Here is an 18,101-nt window from a genome sequence, read left to right as displayed (position 1 = left end):
TCCATGCGCTCCCGGGAGCGCATGGGTGAGAGGGGCTATTGCGCCCCTATCTGCGCGAACTCGGCCTCGACCTGAGCATGTCGCTCCAGCATGCGCGGCGAGGGGTTGCCCAGGCGGCTCACGAGCACCGTGGCGGCACCCGCGAAGACAAAGCCGGGAATGATCTCATACAGGCCCAGCCAGCCGTACTGCTTCCAGACCAGCACCGTGATCGCGCCCACGATGATGCCGGCCAGTGCGCCGGCGCGCGTCATGCGGCCCCAGAACAGCGACAGGATGATCACCGGGCCGAAGGCCGCGCCAAAGCCGGCCCAGGCATAGCTGACCATGCCCAGCACCTTGGTGTCCGGGTCGCTGGCAATCGCAATCGCAATCACGGCTACGAGCAGCACCATGGCCCTGCCGACCCAGACCAGCTCCTGCTGGCCCGCGTTCTTGTTCAGAAAGGTGCGGTAGATGTCCTCGGTCAGCGCGCTCGAGCAGACCAGCAGCTGGCAGGACAGGGTGCTCATCACGGCGGCCAGGATGGCGGCCAGCAGGGCGCCCGCAATCCAGGGGTTGAACAGCTGCTTGGTGATCTCCATGAACACGGTCTCGGCATTTGCGCTCACGGCTGCCGCACCTTCGGGGTAGGCCGCGAAATAGGGGATGCCGATAAAGCCCACGGCCACGGCGCCGCCCAGGCACAGAATCATCCAGACCATGCTGATGCGGCGCGCCGCAGGAATGGTCTGCACCGAGGAGGCGGCCATGAAGCGCACCAGGATATGCGGCTGGCCGAAATAGCCCAGGCCCCAGGCCAGCAGCGAGATCACGCTCACGAAGCTCGCGCCGTGCAGCAGATCGAATTTCTCGGCGGCGATCACGGAGTGCAGGTCCATTCCGGCCTGCAACTGGTTGTTGACGGCCAGCCAGGCGATGGCCGGCGCGAGGATCAACGCGGTAATCATCATCGAGGCCTGAATGGTGTCGGTCCAGCTCACGGCCAGAAAGCCGCCCACGAACACATAGGCAATCGTGCACAGCGCACCCACCCACAGGGCTGTCGCATAGGGCATGCCGAACATGTTCTCGAACAGGCGCGCACCGGCCACCACGCCCGAGGCGCAGTACAGCGTGAAGAACACCAGGATCACCAGCGCCGTGACGATGCGCAGCACATTGCCGCGGTCCTCGAAGCGGTTGGCCAGATAGTCGGGCAGGGTCAGCGCATTGCCCGCGCGCTCGGTGTACAGCCGCAGCCGGGCCGCGACCAGGCGCCAGTTGAAATAGGCCCCCATGACGAGACCGATGGCAATCCAGGACTCGGACAGGCCCGAGACATAGACCGCACCGGGCAGGCCCATGAGCAGCCAGCCGCTCATGTCCGAAGCCCCGGCCGACAGCGCGGTCACCACGCTGCCCAGGCTGCGCCCGCCGAGGATGTAGTCCGACAGGTTCTTGGTGCTCAGGTAGCCCAGCAGGCCTATGCCCATCATCGCGGCCAGGTAGATGGCGAACATGATCGCCGTGGGGTCGTTCCAGTTCAGTTGCATCAAAATTCCTTGTATGTCTTTCGTGCTCGTCGAGCGTGCGCGGCCACCCAGGTGCTGCCCGGCCCGCTCCTGCAGGCGCGGGGCTTCACTCCATCACCATCAGCTGTGCATTGCCCCCGGCTGCCGCGGTATTCGTGCAGATCGCCTGTTCGGTGTACAGGCCTGTGCTGTCGTAGCCCCGGCCCATGTGCAGCTCGTCGCTGCTGCGGCTTTCCACGCGCACCAGGGCTCCCGGACGTGCCGCGACCCGGGCCGTGACCTGCAGCAAGGCATCGCCATCGCCTTCGAACAGCAAGGCTGCCACAGGCGCATCGGCCAGGGCGTCGGAGGATGCGCCGTGCAGCCATTCGCGCCCGGCGTCGCCGGCCAGGGCGAGCAGCTCCTGCCACAGCCGCGCGCAGTCGGGATTTGCCTCGGGCAGGACCACATGGCAGGGGTTGCCGCTGGCCAGGGCCGCAGCCAGCTGGGCCACCAGGCCCAGCGCCGTCGAGGGCAGGGCCCAGACCGGGCCGCGCGGCAACAGACGGTAGCGGTTGCTCTCTCCCGTGGGGCCGGGCAGCAGCATGCTGGCGCCCAGCCGGCTGGCCGCGCGCGCAGCGCCGCAGGCGGCCAGGGCCAGGGCTTTTTCATGGCCGGGCAGGGGCAGGTCGCTGTGCAGAAAATGCTCCAGCAACTGCAGGCTGGCATGCGGCCTGTGGACGGCGGCGGGCTCTATGTGCGCCAGGGCCGAGTTCGCGGGCTCGTGCACCAGGCGGTGCAGGTACAGCGGGCCGCCGGCCTTGGGGCCCGTGCCCGACAGGCCCATGCCGCCAAACGGCTGCACGCCGACCATGGCGCCGGTGATGCTGCGGTTCACATAGATATTGCCGGCCTGCGCGCGCTGGCTCAGCTGCTCTATGGTTTCGTCGATGCGGCTGTGGATGCCGAAGGTCAGTCCATAGCCCGTGGCATTGATCTCGTCCATCAGCCGGCCCAGTTGCTCGCGCTTGAAGCGCAGCACATGCAGCACGGGGCCGAAGACTTCACGGCCCAGGCGGCGCGTGCTGTCGATCTCGATGATGGCCGGCGTCACGTAATGGCCGTTGAGCGCGCCGGCATCCGGCCCCCGGTAGGCGGCGCGGACCACGCGCTGGCCGGCCTGCTGCATGCGCGCGATGTGCTGCTCGATCTGCTGGCGTGCAGCATCGTCGATGACCGGGCCCACGTCGGTGTCCAGCCGGTCGGGATTGCCCAGGCTGTATTCCTGCAGCGCCTTGCGCAGCATGGACAGCGTGCGCTCAGCCACATCGTCCTGCAGGCACAGAAGGCGCAGGGCCGAGCAGCGCTGGCCGGCCGAGTCGAAGGCCGAGGCCAGCACATCGGCCACGACCTGTTCGGTCAGGGCCGAGGAGTCCACGACCATGGCGTTCTGGCCGCCGGTCTCGGCGATCAGCGGAATCACCTGGCCCCGGGGCGACAGCCTGCGCGCCAGCTGGACTGCGATCAGGCGGGCAACCTCGGTCGAGCCCGTGAACATCACGCCTGCGATCTGTGGCTGGGCCACCAGGGCCGTGCCCACGTCTTCGCCGCTGCCCGGCAGCAACTGGAGCGCATCCTGGGGCACGCCGGCTTCGTGCAGCATGGCCACCATGGCCGCTGCCGTGAGCGGGGTCTGTTCGGCCGGCTTGGCCAGCACGGCATTGCCTGCGGCCAGGGCCGCCGCCACCTGGCCGCAGAAGATCGCGAGCGGGAAATTCCAGGGGCTGATGGCCGCGATCACGCCCAGCGGGCGCTGGTGGGCATTGTCGAAATGGGCGGCCACCTGGGCGCCGTAGTAGCGCAGAAAGTCCACGGCTTCGCGGATCTCGGCCACGGCATTGGGCACGGTCTTGCCGGCCTCGCGCATGATCAGCCCCATCAGGCCCTGGCCGCGCTGCTCCAGCAGGTCGGCTGCGCGGGCCAGCACGTCGGCGCGGGCCGTGGGCGGCGTGCCGGCCCAGATGGGGGCGACCTGGGCTGCGCGCTGCGCCGCGGCCTCGACCTCGGCGGCGCTGGCTTCGCGCACCCAGCCGACGATGTCGTTGAGCTCTGCAGGGTTGCGCAAGCCCTGCCAGCCTGGTAGGTGGGCCGGCTCCTGCGGCAACTCCACGCCGGAGGGAGCCGCCATATGCGGCTGGCGCGTGCTTTGCAGCAAGGCGGCGGCCAGCGAGGCCAATTGCTGCTCATGCGCCAGATTGAGCCCCTGTGAGTTGGGCCGGGCCAGGCCGGCCTGGCGCACGAAAAGATCGGCGGGCAAGGGGATGCGCTTGTGGGGGGCGCCGAGCTGGCCTTCGTGGTTCGCAATCCTGAAGGCTTCGCTGACGGGGTCGGCGACCAGCGCGCTGATGGGCACGGCGGCATCGCCGATGCGGTTCACGAACGAGGTATTGGCACCGTTCTCCAGCAGGCGGCGCACCAGATAGGCGAGCAGGGTCTCATGGCTGCCCACGGGGGCGTAGATGCGGCAGGGCCGTGCAAGCCGGCCTTCGCTGGCCGGCCCGGTGACCTGGGAGTACAAGGGCTCGCCCATGCCGTGCAGGCACTGGAATTCATACTGGCCGCTGTAATAGCTGCCGCCTACGGCCTGGGCCAGGTGGTAGATGCTGGCCAGGGTCTGGGCATTGTGCGTGGCGAACTGGGGGTAGATCGCATCGGACGCAGTCAGCAGCTTGTGCGCGCAGGCCAGATAGCTGACATCGGTATAGACCTTGCGCGTATAGACGGGGTAGCCGGCCTGGCCGCCCTCCTGGGCGCGCTTGATCTCGCTGTCCCAGTAGGCGCCCTTGACCAGGCGCACCATGATGCGCCGCCGGCTGCGGCGCGCGAGCTCGACCAGGTAGTCGATCACCTGGGGGCAGCGCTTTTGGTAGGCCTGGACCACAAAGCCTATGCCGCTCCAGCCCTTGAGCGAGGGGGCGGCGCACAGGGCTTCGAGCAGGTCCAGGGACAGCTCCAGCCGGTCGGCCTCCTCGGCATCGATGTTCATGCCCATGTCGTAATGCTTGGCCATCTCGGCCAGGCGCAGCACGCGCGGCAGCAGCTCGCGCATCACGCGCTGGTGCTGGGCCCGCGCATAGCGCGGGTGCAGGGCCGAGAGTTTGATGGAGATGCCCGGCCCCTCGAAGATGCCGCGCCCGTTGGAGGCGGCCCCGATCGCATGGATCGCCTGCTCATAGGCCAGCATGTAGCGCTGGGCATCGGCTTCGGTGGCAGCGGCCTCGCCCAGCATGTCATAGCTGTAGCGAAAGCCCTGCTTTTCATGGGTGCGGCTGTTGGCCAGGGCTTCCGCGATGTTCTGTCCGGTCACGAACTGCTCGCCCATGAGCTTCATGGCGCGGTGCACGCCCTGGCGGATCAGCGGCTCGCCGCCCTTGGCGATCACGCGTGTGAGCGCCGAGGACAGGCTTTTCTCGCTGCTCGTGGTGGTGAGCTTGCCCGTGAGCACCAGACCCCAGGCCGCAGCATTCACGAACAGCGAGGGAGAGCGCCCCACGTGGGCGCGCCAGTCGCCCTTGCTGATCTTGTCGCGAATCAGCGCGTCGCGCGTGGCGCGGTCTGGAATGCGCAGCAAGGCTTCGGCCAGGCACATCAGGGCCACGCCTTCCTGGCTGGACAGGGAGAACTCCTGCACCAGGGCCGCCACGCCGCTGCTGGCCGGGGCACTGCGCAGGCCCCTGACCAGACGCGTGGCCAGCTCGCAGACCTTGTCCTCGTTCTGAGAGCGGGCCAGGGGTATCAGCGCGGGCAGGCATTCGGGCTCGGGCCTGTGCCAGGCGGCGGTGATCGCGGCGCGCAGCTCGGTCTGGGGCAGTACGGACTGGGCGAACAACAAAAAAGGTTGCACCTCTCCCGAGACCTGTGGTTGCGCCTCCGTGGCCGGCCCCTGCTCGGCTGCCGAGGCCGGGTTCTGCAGCCGGATGACGCTGCTGCCACGCTCCAGTGCCTCCACATACTGGACCACGGCCTGCTTGATCAGCCAGTGCGGTGTTCGGCCCAGCTGCGCGGCGGCCGTGCGTATGCGTTCGCGCAGGATCTCGTCAACTTTGATGCCTACGGTAGTGGACATGGTATGCAGTTCGGAAAATTGAAAACACGAAGGTGCAACCTTTTTTTGATTGAATTTCTTGTCGGGTTGCACCTCGAAATGTAGCGGGAAACCCGCCATTCCCCGGCCGCCGAAGCCTGTTTTTTTTGCACTGGTTTTCTCGCCGCTCATCGCCTGAGTGCGTATTGCGCAATGCTTGCGCGTAAGAACGTGTTTACGATCTCTACGCTGCCGCGTTGGAGCGCAATCGGGATGAGTTCGAGTCGATGGGCTGCAGCTTGCACCGGGGTGCAAGCAAGGGCCAGCGCGAAGAAATCGCCCGATTTCGCTCCAACCCTTCGGGCCAGTGCCTTTGCGGGTGGTCTACAGCGTTGCGAATCCTCGCAATAGCACGGCTATTGCTGCGGTGTCGCGCCTCGTATTCCATCCCGCAAAGACACTGGCGCGGCACCGAGGAGATCGTAAACACGTTCTAAGGCCTTTCATGGCCTGATCCCAAAAAACCTGCAAGCTCAATAACCGTGGCTGCAAAAGAGCGGCCGTGCTGCTGCTCCATGACGAGGGCATCGGCCGCATCGACTGCGCAGGGCGGTTTGCCCCGTGGCTGGCGGCCTGGCCGCGCCGCAGGTCTGGGCCGGGCGATGCAATGTCTTGAGAACGTGTTTACGATCTCTACGCTGCCGCGCCGCGAGGAGGTCGTGAACACGCTCTTATCACGGGCGCGGCCCGTGCTGTGTTCAGCGTGGCAAAAAGGCGTGGACTGCGGCGGCAACCGCAATGCCTGTGACCATGCCTGCGGCAATCTCCACGCGGCTGTGGCCCATGCGTTCGCGCAGTTGCACGGGGTCTGCGGTTCGGGCGGCCAGCTTGTTGATCGCCTGCGCATGCTTGCCGACCTGCCGGCGCAGGCTGTTCGCATCGAGCATCACGATGAAGGCCAGCGTGACGGCCACGCCGAAGGCCGGGTGCCCCACGCCCTCTTTCAAGGCGATGAGTGCGGCCATGCTGCTGACAATGGCACTGTGGTTGCTGGGCAGCCCGCCGTAGCCTATGAGGCCGAAGGCGAGCTGCCTGGCCTTGATGCTGTTGATGAGAAATTTGGCGATGCCGGCCACCAGCCAGGCCAGAAAGGGCGTTGCGGCGTAGGAGTAGTCCATCATGCCCCCTGTGCGGGCAGCAGGGCCCAGATGCATGCGGCGACCCACAGCAGCACGACAAGCAGCAACTGCCAGTCGGCCAGCAGGGCATCCGTGGGCGATTCGCCGCCGTCGAGTGCTTCCACCACGAACCAATAGCGGAACAGGCCGAACAAGACCAGGGGGATGGTGATGACCAGCTCCGGCTTGGCCGACATGACAAAGATGCTGTAGAACAGCAGGGCTCCCGTGGCCGACATTTCCGCATAGCGGTCTATCAGCGAGACCGAGTATTTCTCAAGCACCTTGCGCCCGCCGGCGCCGTTCTGACTCAGCTCCTGGCGCCGCTTGACGGCGGCCAGGTACAGCGCCAGGCACAGCGTGGTGATGAACATCCACGATGACACGGGGACGCTGAGTGCCATGGCGCCTGCATAGACGCGCAGCACAAAGCCGATGGCGATGGTGAAGATGTCGACCACGGGCTGGTGCTTGAGCACGAAGGTATAGGCCAGATTGAGAATCAGATAGGCCACGATGACCATGACCACCTGGGGCGCGACAAACCAGCCCCATCCCAGAACGATGTAGAGGACGGCGAGCAGAACCAGGGCTGCAGGTACGGAGACGATGCCGGCTGCCAGAGGACGGGTCCTGGATTTCTTGGGGTGACGACGATCATGCTCGATGTCGTGCAGGTCGTTGATGATGTAGGTCGCAGACGATGCCGTGCAAAACAGCAGCACGGCCAAGAGAGCCTGACCGATGGCATCGGCATCCAGGAACGATCCGGAAAAAACCAGGGGTGCCAGAACAAACCCATTCTTGACCCACTGCTTGGGCCGCATTAGCTTGATTAAACCAAGCGTCTGAGCCAGGGGCGAGCGGTCTGTTACGGTATCATGCATTTTTTCGGAATCTCTATGATGTTATTGTATGTTTGCTTCAACCAAGCTGGCTATTAAGTATGCCATTTTTGCAATCATTGCAACCGCAGCAAACATTGGCGCTCAGGATCTTAGTATTCGCATATATGACGGGGCTTTTTATATTCTGGCTTCGGTGATCGTCGGTACTGGGGTCGGGTTGGTTATCAAGTATATTCTGGACAAGCGTTATATTTTCTTTTTTCATGCGAACAGTATTGCCCACGATACCCGGACCTTTGCGCTATATTCCTTCATGGGCTTGGCCACGACGCTGCTTTTCTGGGGGTTCGAGTTCGGCTTTCAGCATATCTTCGAGACCAAGGAGATGCGCTACCTCGGTGGTGTGATCGGCTTGGGCATTGGCTATCTGACGAAGTACCAGCTTGACAAAAGATTTGTGTTCGGCAAATTTTAGCAAAATAACATGGCCGAATCATGCAGGTGATGAAATAAAAAGAGCCCTCTGCTGGAAGCAAGGTGTTTCTGATATTGGATCATGCACATATCTGCCCTTGGTGGCTGGATATTCTTCAACCCACGGATCAATGGGATGGATAAATACATGAATTGCGTGCTGCCCGTTCATGCGGTTATTGAAAAGACTGCTGAATATGAAGAATAAATGTTTTCATGATTTTTCAGGGCTGAGAAATGCAGATGAGCAATGGTGGCGTTTATGCTGTTGAAAAGCAATAATAAAGAATATATTGAATCGGTCGCGCGGGCTCTTGATAATGCGGGCGGGTGCCCGGGCAGGGCGGGCTCTCGATGAGAAAAGTCTCTTCCTGGGGGCGCCTGAGCGCTGATTTGCACCATGTCGAGGTCTTGAGCAACCCTTGCAGTGTGGCCAGCCAGGTGGGCCGCGGGCCTCACCTCGGGATTGCGCATGGCATGGGCCGCAGCTATGGCGATGTCGCTCTGAATCGCGAGGGCACGCTCTGGATGACCACCGGGCTGGACCACTTCATGGCCTTTGACGCAGTCTGCGGGCGCCTGGTTTGCGAGGCCGGGGTGTTGCTGCGGGATATCCAGAAAATGGCGCTGCCGCGCGGCTGGATGCTGCCGGTGACGCCGGGCACGCAGCTGGTGACCGTGGGCGGGGCCATTGCCAACGACGTGCATGGCAAGAACCATCATGTGCTGGGATCTTTTGGCGACCATGTCCAGAGCCTGACTCTTGTGCGCACTGATGGCGAGCTCATTCATTGCGGGCCGGATGTGCGTGCGGACTGGTTTGCGGCCACGGTGGGCGGGCTGGGCCTGACCGGGGTCATCACCCAGGCCGAGATCCAGTTGCGCAAGGTGGCCGGGCCGTGGCTGGATACCGAGACGATTGCCTATGCGGATCTGGACGCGTTCTTCGGACTTGCCGATGGCTCCGAAGCCGGCTGGGAGCATACGGTGTCATGGATTGACTGTATTGCCGGCGGCGGCGGGCGCGGCCTGTTCATGCGCGCCAACCCCGCCGATCCGGGACCGCTGCCCGAGCCCGGAGGGCGCAAGCTGAGCATGCCCGTGGTCCCGCCGGTTTCTCTGGTCAACCGCTTGACGCTCAGACCCTTCAACATGAGCTACTTTCATTTGAATAAGTGGCGTGCAAAAAGGGCGCTGGCGCATTACGAGCCATTTTTCTACCCCCTGGACAATGTGCAGGCCTGGAACCGCATGTATGGTCCCAAGGGGTTTTTCCAGTACCAGAGCGTGGTGCCGCGCGACATCGGGCAGGATGCGGTGCAGGCCATGCTCAAGGAGATCGCCCGCAGCGGGGATGGTTCGTTTCTGGCCGTGCTCAAGACCTTTGGTGATCGCCAGCCTGTGGGAATGCTGAGCTTTCCACAGCCTGGCGTCACGCTTGCGCTGGATTTTCCGAACAACGGAAGCCGAACGCACAGGCTCCTGGAGCGCCTCGATGCCATCGTGCGCGAGGCCAGGGGCCGCATCTATCCCGCCAAGGACGCGCGCATGCCCAGAGAGCTTTTCGAAGCCGGTTATCCGCGCCTGTCCGAATTCATGAAATACAGAGATCCAAAAATCAGCTCGGATCTCTCGCGCCGCCTGATGGGAGCCTGAATGAGCAGCAAAAAAAGAATCGTCATCATTGGCGCAACCTCGGCCATGGCCGAGCACTGCGCCCGCTTGTGGAGCCAGAAACAGGCCGTGGACCTGGTCCTGGTGGGCCGTGATGCCCAGCGCCTGGAGCGCGTGGCCTCGGATCTGCGCGTGCGCAGCCCTGAATCCGGATTGCAGACGGTCGTGGCCCAGTTTCTGGACCCGGCCGCGATCGATGCAACGGTCGGGCAAATCTTTGCATCAGGCGGCGTGGACATCGTGCTCATAGCGCATGGCTCGCTGCCGGACCAAGCGGACGGGCAGGAGAATCTGCAGGCATGCCGTGAAGCGCTTGAGGTGAACGGGATTTCTCCGGTGCTCTATGCCGAGGCCTTTGCGAAGCGGATGGCCAAGGCCGACAGCGGGTGCATTGCGCTGATCGGCTCGGTGGCCGGTGACCGGGGGCGCAAAAGCAACTACATCTATGGCGCGGCCAAGGGCCTGGTCACTCGCTATGCCGAGGGCCTGCAACACCGCTTCGCGGGAAGCGGGGTGAAGGTCGTGCTCATCAAGCCCGGCCCGACCGAGACTCCCATGACCTCGCATCTCAAGGCAAAGGGCGCAAAGCTGGCCTCCGTGGAAAGCGTGGCAGGGCAGATCGTCGATGGCGTGGCCGCAGGCAAGGCATGCATTTATGCACCCCGCAAATGGTGGCTCATCATGATGGTCATAAGACATCTGCCGGCTTTTGTTTTCAACAAGATAAATATCTGATATGCGCGCAATGAATCATGGCCCGGCAGTGGACGGCTCTGAATCTGCTCGTCCCGAAGAGGGGAGGTTCAAGACACAGGCCTTTGTGATTGCGGCTGTCGTCGGTGTTTTTCTCGTGGGGCTTTTGTTCCGGGGCGCTTTCCCAACGCCGTTCTCCGATGAGTTTTATTTTTATGAAATTTATCTGAAGGCAAGACAGGGCGATTTCGACCTTCAGACAATGGTTCAGCCCCACTTCGGCCATGTCTACGTCCTGTTGAAATCCTGGTTCTGGGCGGTGGTGCATTACCAACTGGACTGGCGGGTCAGCATGTATGCGCAGGCGGCCTTTATGGTCCTGACCATGGCCATGGTCGCCCACTACAGCCTGGTCAAGACTTCTTCCAAGATCCGGCTGCTGCTGGCAGTTTCTGCAGCCTTGGCGCTGGGAAGTGCGCGCCAATGGGAGAACCTGTATTGGGCACTTCAAATAAGTGCTGCAAGCATGTTCTTCTTCACGATTGCCGCATTTTATTGGGTCGATCGATACGCGGAATCCCAGGATGGCATGCAGGCCATCCTGGCCTCGATCTGTGGCCTCATGGCCTTGCTCTCCAATGGCGGCGGGCTTGCATCCTTTGTGATCACCATGGCCGCTCTTGTCGTCGTGTGCAGAAAGAATTCCTTGCGGCTGATTTTTGCCGTCATTGAAATCGTTTTTGTGGCACTGGTTTTCATGTACATGCTGCCTTCGGGGGGAGGCGCTGTCGGTGCTTCCCTGATGAGTCCGGGAAATTTCATCACCTATGTTTTGGCATTTTTTGCCAATGCCTTGTTCTCATTCAGTGAGCGGGGTGATGATGTTTATTCCCTGTGCCTGGGGGCAGCTGTGCTGGGCTGCACTGCATATACGATCAAGATTTCCTGGAACAGCAGATACGAGAAGGTCTTTGCTTATCTTCTCATCGGCTTTTCCCTGGCTTCCTGTCTGATGATTGCCTATGCCAGGCTGAAAGGCGGGCATTGGCAGCCGAATGCTTCCAGATACTATACGTTTGCCCTTCCCCTGCTGCTCGGAAATCTGCTGATCCTGGGAAGCTCCAGAAGCAGGGTGGATCTGCGTCTTTCGCTTGGCCTGGCTGGCCTGATCATTGCCTCCTTTGCGCAAAGCTATTTGGTGGAGTGGAAAACCTCTCCCCATAGATTCGCTTATTCCAAAGAGGCGCACTCCAATCTGTGTCGGGGAAGCAGCAGCGGGCTCGCATTCCATGACGGGCTGGAAACGACCAATATCCAGGTCTTGCAGGACGTGTTCTGCTCTGCAGCCGAAAAGAACTGAGCCGGCGCGGGCTTCTTGAGGCGGTGGATTTTTATCCGCAGCCCTTCGGCGCTTGAGGATCAGGGAGAAAGTGCCCGGCTCACTGGCTGGAACGCAATCTCCGCCGCTGGTGGTGCACTCGGTCTCGTGCCTGGCCGTCTTGCACGTTGTTTTCCTGGGCGTTCTATGCGTGCCCCCAGCTCAAGGCCCCGCCCCGGGATCGTGCCTGCGATCCCGGGGGGCGGATCACTGAAAGCCCAGCGTATGCGGCAGCCAGGTGGAGAGTGCGGGGATGAAGGTCAGCAGACCCAGCACCACGAGGTGTGCGACCAGGAACAGCGGCATTTCGCGTGTGAGGTCGGTAATGCTCACGCGCGTGGCCACCGAGGTCACGAACAGCAGGCCGCCCACGGGCGGCGTGATCATGCCCAGCGTGAGGTTGACGATGACCACCATGGCGAAGTGCGTGGGATCGATGCCCAGGCTCACCGCAATCGGCGCGAGTATGGGCACCAGAATCATCACGCCGGGCAGAGGCTCCATGAAGATGCCGAAGATCAGCAGCAGGATGTTCACGGCGATCAGGAACAGCACGGGCGAGAGCTCCCAGCCCACGATGAGCTCGGACAGGTACTGCGGAATGCCTTCCACGGTGAGCACCCAGGCAAAGGCCGCCGAGGTTGCCATGACCAGCAGCACCGAAGCCGTGAGCATGGCCGAGCGCGCGAGAATGCCGGGCACGGCCGACCATTGCAGCGTGCGGTACACCCATTTGCCACAGACCAGGGCGTAGAACACCGCGACCACGGAAGCCTCGGTGGGCGTGAAGATGCCAAAGCGTATGCCGACCACGATGAGCACGATGAGCATCAGCGCGGGAATCGCCTTGAAGCTGTTGATCCACATCTCGCGCGCGCTGGGCCGGGGCTCGGTGGAGCGGTAGTCGCGCCGTCTGCAGACCCACCAGTTCACGGCAGCCATGGCCAGCGCGGTCAGCAGGCCGGGGATGAAGCCCGCCATGAACAGGCCGCCCACCGAGACGTTCTCGTCCTGCAGCGAGTAGATGATCATGGTCACCGAGGGCGGGATGATGGAGCCGAGCACGGAGGTGCTGGTCGTGAGCGCAGCCGCATAGGGGCGGCCGTAGCCGGCCTTGTCCATCATCTTGACCATCATCGAGCCCGGGCCGGCCGCGTCGGCCAGGGCCGAGCCCGAAATGCCCGAGAACAGCGTCAGCGACAGCACGTTGGCATAGCCGAGGCCGCCGCGCAAATGGCCTACGAACTGGGCCGCGAAGCGCAGCAGCACGGCCGTGAGCGCGCCACCCGACATCAGCTCGGCCGCGAGAATGAAGAACGGCACGGCCATCAGCGGAAAGCTGTCAATGCCCGTGAACATCTCCTTGAAGACGATGAGCTGCGGATAGCGCCCGCCCACGAACACGGCCAGCGCGGCCGAGATGGCGAGCGCAAATGCCACGGGAAAGCCCAGCGCGAGCAGGACGATGATGGCGATTAAAAGAGTGAGTCCCATGGTGTTGAAATCGAATCAGTTATGCAGGGCGCGGCGCAAAAAACCGGTGCGCCGCCCAGGTGCGCCAGGTGCTGCATGAAGGCCTGGCACGGTATGCAGCGTGTGAGCCTGCAGGGCCCAGGGCCGGGGACCGCAGGGCAAGAGCCGTCTCTTGCGCTCGGCTGTCGTCCCCCTTCCTGAGAACGTAAACACGTTCTGAGGGAAGGTGCCGAGTGCGACTCAGGATGTGGCTCATACCGACGCCGCAGCGTCTGCATCCATCTCCTCGGACTCGGCGAAGTCGCCGCCCGCGATATAGCCGCGTGCGATGAACAGCAAATGCATGAGCATCAGCACAAAGCCCACGGGCATGGCGCCATAGATGTAGGAGATGGGAATGTCGGTGGCCGCCGTGGTCTGAAAGCGCGTGGCGTACACGTATTGAGAGGAGGCGACCGTCATCACGATGAAGAACACGGCCAGACTGGCCATGACCAGGGCGCGTATGACGCGCGCGCTCTTCGTGCCCACGGCGCGGTGCAGATTGTCGATGGCCACATGGCCGCCGAAGCGCAGCACCAGGCCCGCGCCGAGGAAGGTGACCCAGATCATCATGTGGCGCGCGACTTCCTCGGCCCAGATGATGGAGTCGCCCGTGGTGTAGCGCAGCACCACGTTGGCAAAGACGATGCAGGCCATGGCCAGCAACAGGACGATGAGCAGCCAGCGGTTGCAGGCCACGAGAAGGCGTTCGAAGCGTTCAAGCATGGGATTCTTTCAGCAGGCCGGCGCTCCATGGACAAGGCCGGGCATGGGCCCGGCCTGCTGTTCGGGATGCGCCGTGGTGCTTACTTGGTGGCGGTGATGGCGTCCAGGGTCTTCTGGCCGAACTTCTTGGCGTATTCCTTGTAGGCCGGCTCCAGGGCCGCGCGGAAGGCCGCCTGGTCGACCTTGTCCACGACCTTCATGCCGTTGGCCCTGGCCTCTTCAATGCCTTTTTTCTCCACCGTGTCCACAAAGGCGCGCGAAGCAATGGCGCCTTTTTTCGCGCCTTCGGTGAAGGCTGCCTTCTGGCTGGCGTTGAGCGAGCCCCAGAACGAGGGCGAGACCAGCAAGGCCATGGGCGCGTACACGTGCGAGGTCAGCGTCAAATGCTTTTGCACCTGCCACAGCTTGGCCGAGGTCAGCACCGAGACCGGATTTTCCTGGCCATCGATGGTGCCCTGCTGCAGGGCGCCGATCACCTCGGGCCAGGACATGGGCGTGGGCGATGCGCCCAGCGTGCGAAAGGCCGTGATGTGCACGGGGTTCTCGGTCACGCGGATCTTCAGGCCCTTGAGGTCGGCCACGCCATTGACCGCGTGCTTGTTGTTGGACAGATGGCGAAAGCCCTGCTCGCCCCAGGCCAGGGCCACGAGGCCGCGCTTTTGGAACTTGGCCAGCAGCTCCTGGCCAAAGGCGCCGTCCATGACGGCACGCGCATGCTGGGTGTCGCGGAACAGAAAGGGAATATCCACCAGACCCACATCGGGCACGAAGTTGCTCAAGGCGCCCGTGGAGACCACGGCGGCCTCCACCGTGCCCAGTTGCAGGCCTTCGATGAGTTCGCGCTCGCCGCCCAGGGCCGAGGAGGGGAACTGCTTGAACTTGTAGGCGCCGTTCGTGCCCTGATCCACGGCTTCGGCCCAGGTATTGGCGGCAGCGCCAAAGTGCGAGTTCACGGCCAGGGCATAGCCGATCTTGACTTCCTTGCCCTGGGCAAAAGCGGTGCCGCCAGCCAGGCTGGCGGTGGCTGCGACAAGAGTGGTGGCCAGGGCGGCGACAAGGGGGCGGCGGGTCATGTGCATGACAGTGCTCTCTCTCTAGTTATGTCTTTGAAATGGAAGCAAAAATTGTAGTGAGCACCAACCCTGAATCCGGGGGTATTCAGGTTTCGTCTTATACGTTTGGTGACATCTGCGAATGCGATGGCGGGGCGAGCTGGGGCTCAGGGCCAAATGGATTTCATAGCTGCTAGCGCTTGGTATACGGGTATTTCAGGTGTTTTTCTATCTGAAATCTATATGTAGCAAGCGCTGGAAGCTCTTATTTTTTCCTGGCCAGAATATGCTCGGCCAGCTGCACAAAGCCGTCGCCGCGCTCGGCCTGGGTGGCGTAGCGCGGCAGGTGCTGCAACTGGGGCACAAAGCGGGCGATATTGGCCACGCCCACCGACAGCGGCACGGATTGGAACATCAGCTGGTCATTGGTGGAGTCACCGATGTAAATCCAGCGGTCCAGCGTGGCGTCCAGGTCGATGTCGAACAGCTGGCGCACGATCCAGCGCGCGCCTTCGAGTTTGTTATGCCCGCCAAACCAGCCATTGATGTGGATGGAGCTGACGGTGGCATTCATGCCGGCGGCCTGCATGATGGCCACGCAGGCATCGATCTGTGCCTGGGGCAACTGGGTGAATTCGCTGTGGTCCACGGCGATATCGCATTCGCGGCCAGGGGAGTCGGTGGCGCGCAGAGCACCGGGCACCTGGGCCTCGACCTGGGCCAGAACCTCTTGCATGCGTGCAAAGTTGTGGGTGCGTTCGGCCTCGCCCTGCTGGTAGAGCTTGTCCAGCCCGCCTGCTGCATTGCGCTTCAGCGCCACGGCACCGTTCTCGGCCACGATGGCATCCACCGGCCAGGCCGTAGCAAACGGTACGCTCCAGCCCACGGGGCGGCCGGTAATGGGCACCACCTTGAGGCCGGCATCTTTCAGGCGGGCCATGGCCGCCACCACATGGGCCGGCACCTCGCCCTCGGTGGTCAGCGTGTCATCGATATCGGTCAACACGCCCAGCACATTCGCTGGTACGACCAGCTCGGACAAAGGGCGCAGAAATTCTTGGCTCACTACAAACTCTCAAAAACAAATGCTCAGCTCCATGCGCTGACCTGCCGGTATGGCTCCTTCCCCCCTCGGGGGAAGGCGGGGATGGGGGCTGCCTCCGGGGCCAAGTCAGCCGTCTTGATGGGCTTTCGCCGCAGGCCCCCACCCCAACCCTCCCCCGGAGGGGAGGGCGTGAAGGCACTTAATTCGCGCTGCCTAGCGAAAGGCCTGCATGCTCGCGCAGCGGGTGGAAATGGATCTTGGGGAAACGCTCCTGGGCCAGGCGCACGTCATAGGGGCTGGTGCACAGATAGGCCAGGGTGTCGGCCGCGTCATGGGCCAGGCGCAGCGGGTAGGCGGCTTCGAATTCGCGCAGCTCGGCCGGGGTGTCGGCCGTGATCCAGCGCGCGCCCGTGTACTGGCAGCCTTCCAGGCGCACATCGCAGTCGTACTCGGTCTTCAGGCGGTGCTGCACCACTTCAAACTGCAGCTGGCCCACGGCGCCCAAGAGCATGTTGCCACCGGCGTCGGGCTTGAAGACCTGGATGGCGCCCTCCTCACCCAGTTGCATCAGGCCTTGCTGCAGCTGCTTGGTGCGCAGCGGGTTCTTCAGCACCACGGTCATGAACATTTCGGGTGCGAAGAAGGGCAGGCCGGTGAACTGCAGATTGGGGCCGTCGGTGATGGAGTCACCCAGTTGCACGCCGCCGTGGATGGTGAAGCCGATGATGTCGCCCGCATAGGCCTCGTCCACGGCCTCGCGGCGCTGGGACATGAAGGTCACCACGCTGGTGGGGCGCAGCTCCTTGGCGGTGCGCTGCACCTTCATCTTCATGCCGGGTGTGTACTTGCCGCTGGCCACGCGCACAAAGGCAATGCGGTCGCGGTGGTTGGCGTCCATATTCGCCTGGACCTTGAACACCACGCCGGCAAAGCCCTTGTCTTCGGGGTGTATGGTTTTTTCTTCGCGGTTGCGGTTGACCTCGGTGAAGGCAATGCGCGGGCCTGGCGGGGGCGACATGTCGACCACGGCGTTCAGCACCTCCATCACACCGAAGTTGTTCACGCCGGAGCCAAAGAACACCGGCGTCAGCTTGCCGGCCAGAAAGGCTTCATGGTTCCATTCGGCCGATGCGCCCTGGGCCAGTTCCATGCTCTCCAGCGCATCGTCATAGGCCTTGCCGAAGCGGGCGCGCAGCTTGTCGACTTCCGTCAGCGGAATCACCTCGAAGTCCTCGGGGCGCTTTTCGCTGCCGGCCGCAAACACCGTCATGCTCTGGGTCTGCAGATTGATGATGCCGCCAAAGCTCTTGCCCTGGCCCACGGGCCAGGTGATGGGGCAGCAGGGCATGCCCAGCTCGCGCTCCACTTCGTCCATGATGTCCAGCGGGTCGCGCACCTCGCGGTCGAACTTGTTGATGAAGGAGATGATGGGCGTGTCGCGCTGGCGGCAGACCTCGATCAGGCGGCGGGTCTGGGTTTCCACACCGTTGGCCGCGTCGATGACCATCAGCGCCGAGTCCACGGCCGTCAGCACGCGGTAGGTGTCTTCGGAGAAGTCCTTGTGGCCGGGGGTGTCCAGCAGGTTGATCACGTGGTCGCGGTAGCTCATCTGCATCACCGACGAGGCCACGGAGATGCCGCGCTGCTTTTCGATCTCCATCCAGTCGGAGGTCGCGTGGCGCGAGGCCTTGCGGCCCTTGACGGCACCGGCAATCTGGATCGCGCCCGAGAACAGCAACAGCTTTTCGGTCAGCGTGGTCTTGCCCGCGTCGGGGTGGGAGATGATGGCAAAAGTGCGGCGGCGGCGGGTTTCGGAAAGAAAGGACACGAGGGCTCCAGTGCGAATCCGCGTGGCCGCGGGGCCGCGAGAAAGCGGGCCGCGCGCGAGCGGAAAAATCCTGCAATTATCCCAGTTCGCACGTGGCCCTGGAGCGCGGCACC

Annotated in this window: 13 protein-coding genes; 4 read left to right on the top strand and 9 right to left on the bottom strand. The window is 63.2% G+C overall.

Annotation, left to right across the window (positions count from 1 at the left end):
* Window positions 1–35: 35 nt before the first annotated feature.
* From putP to G486_RS0102970, 4 genes are all read right to left on the bottom strand, one after another.
* Entirely contained in the window at window positions 36–1,535 is a 1,500-nt protein-coding gene (gene putP / locus G486_RS0102985) for a sodium/proline symporter PutP (RefSeq protein ID WP_034386444.1), read from the bottom strand.
* A gap of 85 nt (window positions 1,536–1,620) precedes the next feature.
* On the bottom strand, window positions 1,621–5,619 hold the full coding sequence (gene putA / locus G486_RS0102980) for a trifunctional transcriptional regulator/proline dehydrogenase/L-glutamate gamma-semialdehyde dehydrogenase (RefSeq protein WP_027014189.1): 3,999 nt from the start codon (window positions 5,617–5,619) through the stop codon (window positions 1,621–1,623).
* 716 nt (window positions 5,620–6,335) lie between these two features.
* The gene (locus G486_RS0102975) at window positions 6,336–6,755 is read right to left on the bottom strand and encodes a divergent PAP2 family protein (protein ID WP_211233744.1); all 420 of its coding nucleotides are present in this window, start codon (window positions 6,753–6,755) and stop codon (window positions 6,336–6,338) included.
* Entirely contained in the window at window positions 6,755–7,642 is an 888-nt protein-coding gene (locus tag G486_RS0102970; protein WP_027014187.1) for a decaprenyl-phosphate phosphoribosyltransferase, read from the bottom strand. The genes G486_RS0102975 and G486_RS0102970 overlap by 1 nt, the downstream gene beginning before the upstream one ends.
* A gap of 28 nt (window positions 7,643–7,670) precedes the next feature.
* Here G486_RS0102970 and G486_RS0102965 point away from each other — a divergent pair, with 28 nt between their 5' ends.
* From G486_RS0102965 to G486_RS0102950, 4 genes are all read left to right on the top strand, one after another.
* Entirely contained in the window at window positions 7,671–8,078 is a 408-nt protein-coding gene (locus G486_RS0102965) for a GtrA family protein (RefSeq protein ID WP_027014186.1), read from the top strand.
* Window positions 8,079–8,431: 353 nt separating this feature from the next.
* Window positions 8,432–9,733, top strand: a complete 1,302-nt coding sequence (locus tag G486_RS0102960; protein WP_027014185.1) for an FAD-binding oxidoreductase — start codon at window positions 8,432–8,434, stop codon at window positions 9,731–9,733.
* Window positions 9,734–10,486, top strand: a complete 753-nt coding sequence (locus tag G486_RS0102955) for an SDR family NAD(P)-dependent oxidoreductase (protein WP_027014184.1) — start codon at window positions 9,734–9,736, stop codon at window positions 10,484–10,486.
* Window position 10,487: 1 nt separating this feature from the next.
* On the top strand, window positions 10,488–11,804 hold the full coding sequence (locus tag G486_RS0102950; RefSeq protein ID WP_156919863.1) for a hypothetical protein: 1,317 nt from the start codon (window positions 10,488–10,490) through the stop codon (window positions 11,802–11,804).
* Window positions 11,805–12,029: 225 nt separating this feature from the next.
* Here the strand turns inward: G486_RS0102950 and G486_RS0102945 are convergent, their stop codons facing one another.
* From G486_RS0102945 to G486_RS0102925, 5 genes are all read right to left on the bottom strand, one after another.
* Window positions 12,030–13,316, bottom strand: a complete 1,287-nt coding sequence (locus tag G486_RS0102945; protein WP_027014182.1) for a TRAP transporter large permease — start codon at window positions 13,314–13,316, stop codon at window positions 12,030–12,032.
* A gap of 231 nt (window positions 13,317–13,547) precedes the next feature.
* Complete coding sequence (locus tag G486_RS0102940) at window positions 13,548–14,063, bottom strand: TRAP transporter small permease (protein WP_027014181.1); 516 nt, start codon at window positions 14,061–14,063, stop codon at window positions 13,548–13,550.
* A gap of 80 nt (window positions 14,064–14,143) precedes the next feature.
* Window positions 14,144–15,142 (bottom strand): TRAP transporter substrate-binding protein, encoded by a 999-nt coding sequence (locus tag G486_RS0102935; RefSeq protein WP_027014180.1) that lies wholly within the window; start codon window positions 15,140–15,142, stop codon window positions 14,144–14,146.
* 238 nt (window positions 15,143–15,380) lie between these two features.
* Window positions 15,381–16,181, bottom strand: a complete 801-nt coding sequence (locus G486_RS0102930; protein WP_027014179.1) for an HAD-IIB family hydrolase — start codon at window positions 16,179–16,181, stop codon at window positions 15,381–15,383.
* A 178-nt stretch (window positions 16,182–16,359) separates the two neighbouring features.
* Window positions 16,360–17,988: a peptide chain release factor 3 gene (locus G486_RS0102925; protein ID WP_027014178.1), complete on the bottom strand. Its 1,629-nt coding sequence runs from the start codon at window positions 17,986–17,988 to the stop codon at window positions 16,360–16,362.
* Window positions 17,989–18,101 lie beyond the last annotated feature (113 nt).

The organism is Comamonas composti DSM 21721 (assembly GCF_000429845.1).
Classification (GTDB): domain Bacteria; phylum Pseudomonadota; class Gammaproteobacteria; order Burkholderiales; family Burkholderiaceae_C; genus Comamonas; species Comamonas composti.
The sequence above is the reverse complement of the archived record's forward strand: the minus strand, read 5'-3'. Positions and strand labels throughout refer to the sequence as shown.